Raw genomic sequence first — 14,135 nt, 5'->3', positions numbered from 1 at the left:
AAAATTTTACCAACCACCGCCGCCACCGCCACCGCCACCGCCGCCGGAAAATCCGCCGCCGCCTGATCCGGAACCAGAACTGCTTCCTGAGCTTGAAGGCTGTGTCGCTGAAGATTGTATTGATTGTGTTAAACTGGAATTGAGCACACTTGCCATCGCAAAATGATTCATGGATGAGCCAACATACCAATTGCTTTGATATTCGTAAGACATTTTTTTGAGCAAATCATCAAATTTCTTACCCCAGATATCATCCACACCCAAAACCATCGCAAAAGGCAACAATTTCTCAAAAGATTGTGGCGTCATTTCCGGTGGATTGTGAAATTTGATTTGTTGATTTTCAGCGGCTCCCATGTACATTTTAAAGCCTTCAATCAAAGATTTTTTTCTAAGTTTTTCTTCTGAAGGTCGTTTAATTAAAAACTGATAAATCACGAGAGACATAAAACTCAAGACAATAAAAATATAACATACATTAAAATTATTGTCAATCGTAAAATCGCTTCCTTTATAAAGAAGTACTCCTAAAAGCACCAATGCGATGACAGGGAAAATCAGGAAGATTTTAAACAAACCAGGATAGAATTTAAATAAAACAATTGCAATCACAAAAGCCACCATTAAAATAGCAAGAATAAAAATTCCTAAAAATACTTTTTCAAATTCCTGGAAAATGGTAAAACTCACAAAAAGTCCGAGAAAGTAAACTCCTAAAATTACTAAAATCGGTAAAATGAGCTTTTTAGAATTACTCCCCGCATTTAACAATGTATCATGCTGAAATTTAAGCGTTGATTGAAAACTTCGAACAGCCTGTTCGATTTTAGAATCATATTTTCCGTCGAATTTGATGCTATCTGAAAGGTTCGAAAACAAATTGTTCATCAAATTAATTTCCTCTTTTGCTAAATCTTGATCTGGATTTTTTAGTTTTTTTACTGTAAACTGTTTCGATTTAAACAAACCAAAAATTCCGGGATCTTCATCTTCAACGATCTGAACATATCCTTTTATCGCTAAATTAACCAAAGCAGCAGTGAGATATTTATTCTTAAAACTTTCACTGTTGATAAAGCCTAAAGAAGCCGGTGACAAATCATCGGGAGAATTGAATTGTGGATAAACAGTAGGCATTTCAGGATCAACACCGTATTTTTTCCATGTTGAATAATAATACAACAGCAATCCTAAAAAGATGATAATTCCACCAATCAAAATTCCGAATTTCTCAAGAAAAGTAGGTGGCGGCGGCGGAACCATAACTCCTTTTTTAAAGCCAACTGCAATCGTGAGACCTTCACCAGATCCCAAATCTTTCGCGCTCCATTCAATTGAATGCTCAGAAAGAACTTTAGCCATACAATCCTGAGAAGTACTTCCGTAGCCACCTTTATAACATGAATTTTGTAAGATTCCTGCTCCTTGCGGAAGATTTACTCTTGCCGAAATACTGTCAACGGGAAAATTCCAGTCGTTGCCATTCACATTCCAGTATAATTCATCATACTTTTCAAAAAAACCAATTTGTTTTTCGGTAGTATATTTTATTTCGTAATTATAATCTCCCGGAGATAAGATGACATCCTTATTTCCGACATACACTTTAAGATAACCGTCTTCAATTTCTTCGTGAAAATCTTCATCAACACCGTCTTTCTTTACCGAAACGATATTGTATTTCACTTTTTGAGTTCTGTCGTTCAGATTTCTTACCAAAGGCAGCGATCGAAAAATCCCTCTTTTGATATTTTCACCGAGGCTGTGAACTTTTATTTTCTCGGTAATACTGAGTCCAGAATTTTTGTCGACATCAATATCTGCATGAAAGGATAAAATCTTTTCAGGACCGCTCAGCAAACCGCTTTGTTCTTCACCAACAGCTACAGTTCCGTCAGCTTCCTGCGCAAAACCAAGAGAAAAGAAAATAAGAAAAAGAAATGCTACAATCTTTTTCATTCGTTAAAATTTTACATTTGGAACTTCTCTTTCGGCAATATTATCAAGCTCAAAGAATTTAGACTTCTCAAATTTGTACATATTGGCGACAATATTGCTGGGGAAAGATTCTACCAAAGTATTGTTTTCTCTTACCGTTCCGTTGTAATATCTTCTGGATTTTTCTATATCGTTTTCGATTGAACTCAACTCAGCCTGTAGTTGCTGGAAGTTTGCATTGGCCTTCAGATCGGGATATTGCTCTGCAACCGCAAACAAATTTACCATTGCCTGGTTCAGGTTTTTCTCAGCAATTTCTTTTCCTTCTACAGAATCTGCGCCTACTGCTAAATTTCTAGCTCTTGTTACATTTTCTAATGTTTCACGTTCGTGAGTAGCATAACCTTTTACGGTTTCAACTAAATTGGGAATCAGATCGTGACGTTTTTTAAGCATTACGTCAATACTGCTCCAGGCTTCCTGAACGAGATTTCTAAGTTTTACAAGGCGATTGTAAATGGATACTCCGTAAAGTACCGCAAGAACTAACACACCAATAACAATAAGTGCAATCATAATTTTGTAATTTAATTTAGATTAAAAATAATCTTTTTCTCTGAGAATTGAATAAAATCTATATGAATATTAATTCCGTCACTTCGAGTAGATTTCGAAAAAATCGTATCGAGAAGTTGATAACAAAAGTTCTCGATACAAATTCTTGCTGAATTTTACTCGAACATACGGTAATCCAGAATAATCTTAACATAAATTAGATTAAAAATAAAAAAAGCGCTCAATACATTGAACGCTCCTCAAACTATATGGACTTACAGCTTTATGAATACTTTCTGCAGGTATATTCTACAGTGGTATTCAAGAGTTTATTGTTATTCAGAAAAAATTCAAGTTCCTGAGATTCTTCAACTGTTGCATTGATATATAACTGAAATGAGCCAAAATTGCTTCCGTTCATATACTCCACATTTGCGCTTAATACTTTGTAACAAATTCCCATCTGCTGATAAATAGCATTTAAAAGATGATCAAATTTCATTTTTCCGTTCAGTTCTACTTCAAGAATCAATTCTTTTTTGATAAGGTTTACATTTTTTGGCAAAGCCTGCACATTTTGTGTAATCATAACTAAAACATTTTTGATTAAATAATACTTTCTGAATTACATATTTTTAAATATTTTCTCATTAATTCTTTCACAAAAGTATAAAAAAATATTAGTCTACCAAATTAGTAGGGTAATAATTTTAAAATTTAGCACAAAAAAAGAGAAGCCTTTCAGTTTCTCCAATTTTCGCAACACTCAAATGATTATAAAAAAGCCACGAATGCACGAATTTTAAATTATTTTCAAATTAAATTCGTGCATTCGTGGCAAAAAAAAATTTATTATAATTCTTTTATTCTTTCAATTTTATCTGAACCCGCCAGACCATTTGGATTGCAACCCAGTTCTCCTTCCGGAACTTTAAGATTTTTTTTAGCATAAAACTCTTCCCAAAACATATTTGTTTTCCCGGTTTTGGGATCAATGAAAGTCATTGGTTCTAATGTAAAGATCTTATCTTTCCTAAATGCTCTTTCGATGTAATCTGAACAATAATAGGAATTATCGTCTAAAATATAATTGAAATTGTAAGGTTTGCCCACCATAGAATTTGCTTTCTCAATTGCATCAGGAATTTTATTTTGAAACTGAGGTTTTAATCGATAAACAACCACCTTTTGTCTGTCATTGGCCTGGTCTTTTAGAAATTCATTCAAATTTTGTTTTTGAGAACCACCTTTTGGTGCTGCGTGAAGCACAAAGACACCTGTTTTATCTTTCTGTAAAATTCCGATATGATCAAACGAAGCGTTTTTCTGCTTTTGCGTTACATTATTGATCGCGCCCGACAAACCGCTTTCTTTTGCTGTCACAAATAATAAATCTCCGTTTTTCAAGCCTAAATTCTGAGAATTTTTACAACTTAAAACACAAAGCAAAATTGAAAATAAGAAAACTAAATTTAATCGAAGGTTATTTTTTAAGGTTGTTTTCATAAATATTGATCCATTCATCTACAGTCATTTTTTTACTCAGCTCAGCAATTAATTCAAAAGGAATTTCATCCTTTTTTTTGAAACGGATACACGATTTTCCCATATCCAGTTTTCTTTTTGAATGCTTTGGAAACTCTGCCACAAACCAATCTAAAAGTTCAGGTTTTGCATACATTCCCATATGATACAAAGCGATAAAATTTTTCTGCGAAGCCATACTCATAAAAGGAAGCGCTGATCCCGGTGTACAATGATAACCTGCCGGAAAAGTTTCTAAGGGAACATTCCAGCCGATCATTCCATAACTTACCCCCTGCTTAAAACCTTGAGGTAAATTATCGTTGACTGTATCAAACATTTTTTTGAAAACCTCCTGTCTTTCTTCCGGAATTTGTGAGATATAATCTTCTACTGATATTGATGGAATTTGCATTGTTTCAATTTTCAACAAATTTAAAATAAAAGGCTTTAATTAAATTGAAATCTTTCTGAAAATAAAAACAGCCTTACATAAATGCAAGGCTGCTAAAAAAAATAATTCAAAAATAATTTACTTTTTAATGGCTTTCACCGTATTTTGAGAACCGTCTTTGAAATACATGGTAATCAAATAAAGTCCTGAATTCAATGAGCCTAAACTGATTTCCTTGGTAGGATTTTCTATAGTTTTCACCGCTCTTCCTGTTAAGTCGAATACTTTTACCATTTTCAAATCTTTAGTTTCAGAAAGATTAATTAGGTCTGTAAAAGGATTTGGATAAACTTTAATATTTTTATTTTTAATAGCAGATTCTGAAGTACTCAAGTTTGCCGACTCCACTGTAAAATTATCTATATGGAAATCATAATCCTGACTATCACTTACAGTACCTGTTGTTCCATAAATTGCAAAAACAGTATTAGCGCTATTATAACCTACTAAATCATATGTGTATGTTGTTGACGTATTTGAAGGTGCATTGGCAGCATTCCAAGTTTGAAGTGACGTCCATGTAGTACCTCCATCGTTTGAAACCAACAATTGAACATTATCATCAGAACCCATAGCTGAAGCACCTGTTGCATTGTAAGCTGTTACACCATAATCAAATTTAACCCTATAGCCTCCTGCTGATAAATTAAAAGCATTAGTTTTCAACCAACCTGTTTTACCCGTTGTATAAATATTCATCTTCATAGAACCAGTGGAACCGCTATTTAAGAAACCCCCAGAAACCCAATAGGCAGTAGTTCCATTTGGCCCTGTTGATGGTGAACCCCCCGAAAGATTACTCGCCCAGCAATTACCCGGAGTAGTATTGAAATCATTCGTATAAGGAGGAACTACAGACGCACACAAAGTAGTAAATGAACCTACATAAGACCATGTACTTTTATTTGTTGTTCCACATGAAGAGCGTATCCATAAATAGTAAGTTGTAGCAGCATTTAAACCCGGAACAACTGTTGAAACACTTCCTGCAGCAGAACTTCCTGAAATAGTTGTTGTACCAACAGGAGCTGTATTTGTTGTTGCATAGTAGTATTCATATCCACCTGCTGGAGCTGCAACTGGAGCAGTCCAAGAAACAGTAACATTATTTGCGGTAACTGCAGATGTTGTTACAGCTGTTGGAGGAATACATGAAGGAGCCGGTTCCCAAACAACGTCATCCCAGTAATATCCTTTTCCGTCTGCGGTGTTTCGTACCGCCAATCTTGCATTTGCAGGAACAGAAGAGGGAACAATCACCGTATATTCAGGATTAGTACTTGTATAGTTTGTATTGGCAATGCTTAAAGCCTGAAGCAACACAAAAGTACTTGGGTCTGTAGGATTCGTAACATATCCAACATTTAATGTACCGGTTGCAGCACTCACCCTTGCTTTTAATCTTAACCAATGTGTACCAGCATTAATGTTGCTGAATTCTGGTAAGACAACTGTACTCGGTGTTTGAGCAGAAGTATTTGTCTGATAAATATTTCTTGTTCCTGATGCCGGTGTAGAAGAACTTATTGACATGGTACCGTTTACAAAATTTCTCACCCAGCAATCCGGGAGCGTCGTACCTGTACCATAAGAATCGAAATTCTCAGACAAAGAGGTCATCGGCCCGCAAGCAGTTTTAAAAGTTCCTGCAAAAGACCAAACACTTTGAGCTGTTGTACCTCCACAATTTGTTCTTACCCAATAATAATAAATTGTATTAGATTGTAAGCTTCCGACTTGAGTCGTTACTCCTGAAATATTATTTAAAATCGGCGCAGTGGAAGAAGTTGGCGCAGTTGAACTTGTACTGTAGTAAACCCCGTAAGTAGCTGCTTGCGAGCTTGATGAAGCAGTCCAGTTAAGGGTTACTCCATTTGCCGTTATATTTGTTGCAGCTTGTAATACTGGAGGTGTACAAGTTGAATAAGCATCTGCCGAAAAAGCAAAGATATTCGCATGCCCTTGAGCTGTAGAAGTTTTTGTAACGGTTACACTTTGAATCAGCTTAGCTTGATTCGCTGGATCAATTGTTAATGAACTCTGATAAAGTCTTGGATTAGTTCCATTCCCAGATTCCAAAGCATTTGTTGTTCTATTAATTCTTCCGAAACCTTGAATAGCAAAACCAGTATTATCATACCAATCTGAAACCGCTACCGCTGTAAAAGTTTGTGAAGTATTGTCTGTGAAATTAACAACTACAGTGACCGTTGACGAACCACTTCCTGTAGTTGCAAGCATATAAAGTTTAAAAGCAGCTTTCGGTGTTGTAAAAACTACTGTTCCTGAATCATTTGTATTGGATAGTTTTAAAGAGTTGTTACCTGTATAATTTGGCATAACATAACTTAATCCAGGTGTAGAAGCTACCACACTATTGATAATCCCGTTTGAAGGAAGACCATATGTAAGAGCAGGACTTGTCGCAGTTGCCTGAAAATCTTGTGAAACAAAAGCGTACGAAACACCATCGACATCAGTAGTTGTAGTAACAGTTGCAGATCCTATTCCATTAGCAATTACATCAGATGTGAGCCCTGATTGAATCGGCATTGTTTGATAATTTTGTGCTAATGCAAGCGAACTGGTCAGAAGTCCCAGCACACCCAGCAAAAGAGCTGATTGATGTTTTTTCATAATTATTTTTTATTTAGTTCGCCGTAAAACTATGAATTAAATTCAAACCCACAATTCTAATTTTAAATTATTTTTAATAAATTTTAAATATTAACAAATTATAATCAAAACTAAAACAATTACGCAATTTCTAACTATATCATTTTTGAATTATTAACACTAAAAATGCAATTCCTATTCAGAGCATAATACTATTAATATCATTTAAGATATTTTCCCATGAGCCGAAATATTTTGTTATTTTTGTGCATACAAATTTTAGACAATGCCAAACATTTCAAACAGAGCACAACAGATGCCGCCTTCGCCGGTAAGAAAACTGGTTCCTTTTGCCTTACAGGCTAAACAGAGAGGTACAAAAGTATATCACCTGAACATCGGGCAACCGGATATCGAAACTCCAGAAACCGCTTTGAATGCTTTAAAAAACATTGATTTAAAAGTTTTGGAATATGCTCTTTCAGAAGGAAATATTGAATACAGAAAAGCATTAACAGAATATTACCACTCTTTAGATTTTACAGATCTTACTCCAGATAATTTTATCGTAACAAACGGTGGATCTGAAGCTTTAAATTTTGCTATTTCTACCCTTTGTGATGATGGTGACGAAGTAATTATCCCTGAACCTTATTATGCAAACTATAACGGATTTACAAGCACATTCAATGTAAATGTAGTTGCAATTCCTTCTTCTATTGACACTGGTTTTGCACTTCCTCCGATTGAAGAATTTGAAAAGAAAATCACGGCAAAAACAAGAGCAATCGTTATTTGCAACCCTGGAAATCCTACAGGATATCTTTACACCCGTGAAGAACTTCAGAAATTAGCTGAGATTGCTTTAAAATATGACATCGTTGTCATTTCTGACGAGGTTTACAGAGAATATGTTTACGATGGAAAACAACAGGTTTCAATGCTAGCTTTTCCTGAACTAAGCGAAAACTGTATCATCATCGATTCTGAATCTAAGCGTTACTCAATGTGTGGTGTAAGAATCGGTTGTTTAATTACCCGTTCAAAAAAAATTCATGATGCTGCAATGCTTTTTGCACAGGCAAGATTAAGTCCGGTTCTTTTGGGACAGATCGCTGCAACTGCTGCTCATCAAAATGACGGCGCATACATCAGAGCAGTAAGAGAAGAATACACTCACAGAAGAAATGTTTTGGTTGATTTGCTGAATGCAATTCCTGGAGTAATTTGCCCGAAACCAAAAGGAGCATTTTATTGCGTTGCTGAACTTCCGGTAGATGATACTGAAAAATTCGCACAATGGCTTCTTGAAAAATACACCCTGAATAACGAAACTATCATGGTTGCCCCTGCAGGAGGCTTTTACAGCGATCCTGAATTAGGAAAAAAACAAGTAAGAATTGCTTACGTTCTGAAAGAAGAAGATTTAAGAAAAAGTGCGGAAATCCTGAAAAATGCACTTGAAAAATATAAATTAGAGTTCAATCTTTAATAGTAAAAATATGTCGGCAGTAAAAATAGGTGATTTGAAAATTTTCGTTTCAATATTTTTACTGCTGATTTTTTTTTCGTGCAGCGATAAAATTGCTGATAAAAATTCGAATTCTAAAAGCGAAACAATCACTTTCATCGGTTTCTCAGAGATTGGGGGCGAGCTCGGTTATTATAAGGTCATCAAAGTCACCAAAGATTCCATTCATCTTGAAACAGGGAAAACTTCAGAAAAAACACACAGGCAATGGCATTCGGAAATAAATCCGGAAACATGGAAAAATCTTATTTCATCTTTTAAAATCAAGAATTTAGACAGCATCAAAAGCTCACCAAGCATTCAGCCAATTGATGGAATTGACGAGAGTTTTCAAATCAAAACCAGTAAGAAATCACATGTGTACGTCAACGCACACAGCGATATTCATTATAATCAATTTGCTGATTTCAAATTAAAACTCAACAGAATCCTTCCGAAAGAATATCAATAAAAATTATCACATTCTAATATTTACTCAATCTAATGCAGGAAAATTTTTCACTAAAACCTTTCAATACTTTTGGAGTAGAAGCAAAAGCAAAATATTTTGTTGAAGTAAATACTGCAGAAGAATTAATCGAAACTCTAAAACACTCAAACACTCAAACGCTCCCCCTCCTATTCTTGGGTGGCGGAAGCAATATCTTGTTTACAAAAGATTTTGACGGTTTAGCGATACAATTAAATTTAAAAGGAATTTCTGAAGAACTTTTAAATGAAAACGAAATTTTAGTAACAGCAAAAGCAGGAGAAAACTGGCATGAATTCGTTATGTATTGCTTGAATAAAAACTATGGCGGACTTGAGAATCTTTCTCTCATTCCTGGAAATGTAGGAACTTCACCGATGCAAAATATCGGCGCTTACGGAACTGAAATAAAAGATCATTTTGTGAGTTGTAAAGTTTTGAATTTACAAACATTAGAAGTTGAAACTTTTGATCTGGAAAAATGCAGATTCGGGTACAGAGATTCCATTTTTAAGCAGGAAGGAAAAAACCAATATGTGATTTTGGAAGTTAGTTTTAAATTGACCACTCAAAACCACAGCATTAAAACCGAATATGGCGCCATAAAATCTGAACTGGAAAATTTAGACATCATAAATCCAACAATTCAGGATGTTTCAAAAGCGGTGATCAACATCAGACAAAGCAAACTTCCAGATCCGAAAAAAATTGGTAACGCTGGAAGCTTTTTTAAAAACCCTACCATTCCTTTAGCTCAGTTTGAAGATTTAAAATCAAAATTTGAAAATATTCAAGGTTATCCGAACGGAAATTTCGTAAAAGTTCCTGCGGGTTGGCTTATCGAACAATGTGGCTGGAAAGGAAAACAAATCGGGAACGTTGCTTCACATCAATTACAGTCTTTAGTCATCATCAACGCAACAGGGAATGCTTCCGGAAAAGAAATTTTTGATTTTTCAGCTTTAATTATTGATTCCGTAAAAGAAAAATTCGGCATTGAACTCGAACGAGAAGTGAATATTCTTTAGCCAAAACCTCTTCATACCACTCGTCTGACATTTGTCAGTTATTTAAAAACATTAAACTTTCAGCTTCAACCTATCGATAAACTTGAAGAGATCGTCATTTTCTCGAAAAAGGTAAAGGTTTAACCACTATTAACAGAAAAGAAATGGAACACTTACAACCATGAAGCTGCACAGATCTTATGGAATTTTATACAGACCCTTTAATGCAACCTCTACATCTGAATAAAGAAGAAATAAAAGCTCTGGTTTCTTTCCTTGAATCTCTTTCAGGAACAAAATATAAAATGAGAAGACCTGAGTTTCCTGTGGAATAAATTAATTTCTTTTTAAAATCAATTCTTCGTTCGTTTTAACAGAATAGCTTATTTTAGTTCAAATATTTCTAAATGGCTATGGCTGGTAAAAAATCTTCTGATAAAGAATTAAAACAAACGATTCAGAATCATATCGATAAAACTCATTATGTAAAAGTTTTCTTTTCCGAAGAATGTCCGGAAGAGCTTACATCAGGCTTTATACTGAATGTTTCTGAAAACTTTCTGATGATTCAGGAGTCCCACAATTTTACTTTAGACGGAATTAAAATCATTCCTTACAACAGAATTGAAGGCACTCGTCACAAGAAATTCGAAAAAACTTCTGAGAAAATATTTTCAGAAGAGGGCTTGATAAAATTCAATCAAAAAATCATCAGCAATACTTCATTAAAGAATTTTGAGTCCTTATTTAAGTCTTTAAAAAAGCAAAATTTCCACTGCATCGTCGAAAGTTCCACAAAAAAGAAAAACATATTTTCAATCGGAGAAATTTTAGAAATAAATGAAAAGTCAGTCGTCATTAAAAATTACGACGCTACGGGAAAAATTGAAAAAACACCTGATAGAATTCTATTTGAAAACATTAACTTCATCACTTTCAATGATCTCTATTCTTTGACATTCAGAAAATATTTAAAAGAATAAATAAAAAATATCACAAATGAAAATCGCCATCATCGGAGCCGGAAATATGGGTTTATCTTTTTCAAAATCATTTTTGAAATACGAACTCATTAAACCTGAAAACCTTCACCTGATCACCAGAAGTCAATCAAAAATCCTAAAAATAAAAGAAGAGTTCCCCAAGTCTGAAATTTCTGTATTTGAAGAGGTGAAAAATTTGGATGCAGATCTTATCATCATTGCCGTAAAACCACAGGATTTTCAAAAAGTAGCGGAAAGTTTTCAGTTTTCTTTAAATGAAAATCAGATGGTTTTGTCGATTATGGCAGGAATTAAAATTGAAAAAATCCAAAAATCTTTAAATCACAAATCCGTTGTAAGAGCAATGCCCAACTCTCCTACTCTTTTGGGAATGGGAATTACAGGTTACACTTCTGCAGAAGGAATTTCTTTTAATCAGTTAATGAATATCGAAAGACTTCTAAACAGCACCGGAAGATCTGTCTATTTGGAAAACGAAGATTTACTAGACGGAGTTACCGCACTTTCCGGAAGTGGACCTGCATATTTTTATTATATCGTAGATGCAATGATTAAGGCCGGAACACAAATGGGAATCGATGAAAATTTGTCTAAACTTTTCGTAAAGCAAACGATGTTGGGAGCTTATCATTTGATCAATAATTCTGATAAAAGCCTGGAAGACCTGATAAAAGATGTGGCCTCAAAAGGCGGAACAACGGAAGCGGCACTGAAAACCTTTGAAGAAAATAATTTTAAGGAAATTCTGCAACAGGGAATTTTAAATGCTGAAAAACGTGCTAAGGAATTGAATGGGTAATTTTTTACTAATTAATACATTTAGTCGAATTATTCAATACAAATTTGCTAAATTTAGTTTCTAAGATTCTTTTCATTTGCCAACCCAACAAAACTCCAAAAGTATTCAGAATAACATCATCCACATCAAAGACTCCCAATCTTGAAAAATACTGCAGTGCTTCTACAATCACGATGGTAGAAACAAAAGTTATGATGAGGTTTTTCAAATTGTTTAACTGTGGAAAAACCCAACCTAAAAAACCAAAAGGGATAAACATCACGACATTTCCCAAGACAATTTTAATAATATCAAACCAACTTATTGTCTCCTGAATAAACCAAACTGTTGAAATAATAGGTTTAATTCTCACAATATGATCTTCATACTGCAATCTTCCCATTCCGAAAAACATCAGATAGAGCAAAAAAATGGTATACGGTAAAATGATGAATTTATAAAATTTCTTTAACATCATTTGCAAAGTTATTCATTTCAAAAGCATTAAATTTGTGTGTTAAACTAAATTAATGAAATACGTCTTACTTACGCTCATTTCAGCGATGTTGCTATCGGTTTCGTGGCCGACTTACGGAGTTCCGTTTTTTATATTCTTTGCCCTCGTTCCGCTTCTGATGATGGAACATGGTGTTTCTAAATTTTCAAATTACAACAGAAAAAGTTGGGTCGTTTTCGGTCTTTCTTATCTGTGTTTTGTTATTTGGAATATTGTGACCACAGGCTGGTTGTACGGATCAAAAAACCCGGATGGAAGCCATTCTATGATGGCTGTTGTATTTCCGGTTTTAGTTAATTCTTTTTTATATTCACTCGTTTTTCAATGTTATCATTGGTATAAAAATGCACAGGGAACGTATTGGGGAATGGCTTTTTTGGTAGCAATATGGATGAGTTTCGAGAAATTTCATCTCAATTGGGAATTAACGTGGCCTTGGCTGAATCTTGGAAATGCTTTTTCAGATTATCCGAAACTTATTCAGTGGTATGATACTCTGGGCGCAACTGGCGGAAGTTTCTGGATCTTGCTTGTTAATTTATTGATATTTTACACCATCAGAATTTGGGAAGCCGGAAGAAAAAGAAAAGATTTAATCATCAATATTTCTGCAACAGCACTTTTGATTGGTCTTCCGATGATTATTTCGTTGATAAAATTCAATAGTTTTAATGAAAAACCAATTGGTGAAGTCAGTGTTTTAATGTTGCAGCCAGATCTTGATCCTTATGGCGAAAAATACGCTAAAGATAGCATCACCATTCAGAATGAGCTTTTAGCTTTAGCCGAAAACAACACCAAAGGAAAGATTGATTATTATATCGCTCCCGAAACAGCACTTCCGGGAAGAGGTTCTATTTCTGAAACTGCTTTCGAAAAAAGTGAATTACTCAATAACGTAAAAGGTTTTCTTGCAAAACATCCAGGTTCTGTTTTTGCAACGGGAATTTCTTCTCACAAATATTTCTTTGATAAAAATAATTTACCCAAAGATGCTTATCAAATCAATGACAGAGCTTGGGTAGAAAGTTACAACTCGGCAGTGCAGATTATTCCTAATCAAAAGGTTGAAGTATATCACAAAGGAAAGCTTGTTCCAGGTGTTGAAATCTTCCCTTACATGAATGTTTTAAAACCTCTTTTAGGCGATGCGATGATCAATCTGGGAGGAACGGTTGCTTCGCTTGGAACAGATAAAGAGCGTGTTGCATTTTCAAACCCTTATAATAAAGGTAAGATTGCGCCGATTATTTGTTATGAAAGTATTTACGGTGAATTTGTAACTGATTACGTAAAAAAAGGAGCCAATTTCCTCGGAATCATGACCAATGATTCTTGGTGGGGCGTAACAGAAGGTCACAAACAGCTTCTTTCTTACGCAAGAATGAGAGCTATCGAAACCCGAAGAGAAATTGTACGTTCTGCAAACAGTGGAATTTCTGCACATATTAATGCAAAAGGTGAAATTTTAGAAGACACTTTCTACGGCGATCAGACTACTTTATTTGCGAAAGTTAACCTTTATGAAGGTGAGACTTTTTATGTAAGAGCAGGAGATTTTCTTTCGCGAGTTTCTATTTTTGCGTTAGGATTTTTGCTTTTTTATTTTCTGATTAAAAGGTTTCAGAATAAAATAAAGAAGGAAAACAAAAAGTAAACTTTTAAATATTTAAAGTTTTATATAAATAGAAAACCAGCCTTTCAGCTGGTTTTCTCTGTTTAATTTAAGTTTAAAAAATCAA

At 34.5% G+C, this 14,135-nt stretch carries 14 protein-coding genes; 7 read left to right on the top strand and 7 right to left on the bottom strand.

The features are described from left to right. Positions 1–6: 6 nt before the first annotated feature. The 6 genes from OH814_RS13545 to OH814_RS13520 form a co-directional block, all read right to left on the bottom strand. The gene (locus OH814_RS13545; RefSeq protein ID WP_308828512.1) at positions 7–1,959 is read right to left on the bottom strand and encodes a DUF2207 domain-containing protein; all 1,953 of its coding nucleotides are present in this window, start codon (positions 1,957–1,959) and stop codon (positions 7–9) included. Positions 1,960–1,962: 3 nt separating this feature from the next. Further along, entirely contained in the window at positions 1,963–2,514 is a 552-nt protein-coding gene (locus tag OH814_RS13540) for a LemA family protein (RefSeq protein ID WP_076561008.1), read from the bottom strand. 262 nt (positions 2,515–2,776) lie between these two features. After that, entirely contained in the window at positions 2,777–3,082 is a 306-nt protein-coding gene (locus tag OH814_RS13535) for an NIL domain-containing protein (protein ID WP_308828511.1), read from the bottom strand. Positions 3,083–3,345: 263 nt separating this feature from the next. Then, positions 3,346–3,999, bottom strand: a complete 654-nt coding sequence (locus OH814_RS13530) for a YiiX/YebB-like N1pC/P60 family cysteine hydrolase (protein ID WP_308828510.1) — start codon at positions 3,997–3,999, stop codon at positions 3,346–3,348. Further along, positions 3,977–4,432, bottom strand: coding sequence for a DUF1801 domain-containing protein (locus OH814_RS13525; RefSeq protein WP_308828509.1), 456 nt, complete (start codon positions 4,430–4,432; stop codon positions 3,977–3,979). The genes OH814_RS13530 and OH814_RS13525 overlap by 23 nt, the downstream gene beginning before the upstream one ends. 117 nt (positions 4,433–4,549) lie before the next feature. Beyond that, positions 4,550–7,108, bottom strand: coding sequence for a fibronectin type III domain-containing protein (locus tag OH814_RS13520; RefSeq protein ID WP_308828508.1), 2,559 nt, complete (start codon positions 7,106–7,108; stop codon positions 4,550–4,552). Between the two features lie 265 nt (positions 7,109–7,373). Here OH814_RS13520 and OH814_RS13515 point away from each other — a divergent pair, with 265 nt between their 5' ends. From OH814_RS13515 to proC, 6 genes are all read left to right on the top strand, one after another. Next, positions 7,374–8,579, top strand: coding sequence for a pyridoxal phosphate-dependent aminotransferase (locus tag OH814_RS13515; protein ID WP_076561004.1), 1,206 nt, complete (start codon positions 7,374–7,376; stop codon positions 8,577–8,579). Between the two features lie 10 nt (positions 8,580–8,589). Continuing rightward, positions 8,590–9,069, top strand: a complete 480-nt coding sequence (locus tag OH814_RS13510; protein ID WP_308828507.1) for a hypothetical protein — start codon at positions 8,590–8,592, stop codon at positions 9,067–9,069. Positions 9,070–9,101: 32 nt separating this feature from the next. Next, on the top strand, positions 9,102–10,115 hold the full coding sequence (murB, locus tag OH814_RS13505; RefSeq protein ID WP_308828506.1) for a UDP-N-acetylmuramate dehydrogenase: 1,014 nt from the start codon (positions 9,102–9,104) through the stop codon (positions 10,113–10,115). Positions 10,116–10,294: 179 nt separating this feature from the next. After that, complete coding sequence (locus tag OH814_RS13500) at positions 10,295–10,429, top strand: hypothetical protein (protein WP_374990578.1); 135 nt, start codon at positions 10,295–10,297, stop codon at positions 10,427–10,429. A gap of 78 nt (positions 10,430–10,507) precedes the next feature. Continuing rightward, a complete protein-coding gene (locus OH814_RS13495) occupies positions 10,508–11,077 on the top strand; it encodes a hypothetical protein (protein ID WP_308828505.1) in 570 nt (189 codons plus the stop codon). 16 nt (positions 11,078–11,093) lie between these two features. Continuing rightward, on the top strand, positions 11,094–11,897 hold the full coding sequence (proC, locus tag OH814_RS13490; protein WP_308828504.1) for a pyrroline-5-carboxylate reductase: 804 nt from the start codon (positions 11,094–11,096) through the stop codon (positions 11,895–11,897). A gap of 7 nt (positions 11,898–11,904) precedes the next feature. Here proC and OH814_RS13485 read toward each other — a convergent pair whose 3' ends face one another. Further along, the gene (locus OH814_RS13485) at positions 11,905–12,354 is read right to left on the bottom strand and encodes a VanZ family protein (protein WP_308828503.1); all 450 of its coding nucleotides are present in this window, start codon (positions 12,352–12,354) and stop codon (positions 11,905–11,907) included. Positions 12,355–12,406: 52 nt separating this feature from the next. On the opposite strand from OH814_RS13485, the gene lnt reads away from it, so the two are divergent. Further along, on the top strand, positions 12,407–14,050 hold the full coding sequence (gene lnt, locus OH814_RS13480; protein ID WP_308828502.1) for an apolipoprotein N-acyltransferase: 1,644 nt from the start codon (positions 12,407–12,409) through the stop codon (positions 14,048–14,050). The last annotated feature ends 85 nt before the right edge of the window (positions 14,051–14,135 follow it).

It is taken from the genome of Chryseobacterium sp. CFS15 (assembly GCF_031118795.1).
In the GTDB taxonomy this organism is placed as follows: domain Bacteria; phylum Bacteroidota; class Bacteroidia; order Flavobacteriales; family Weeksellaceae; genus Chryseobacterium; species Chryseobacterium indoltheticum.
Note: the sequence above shows the minus strand (reverse complement) of the source record. Positions and strands in the feature narration are given on the sequence as shown.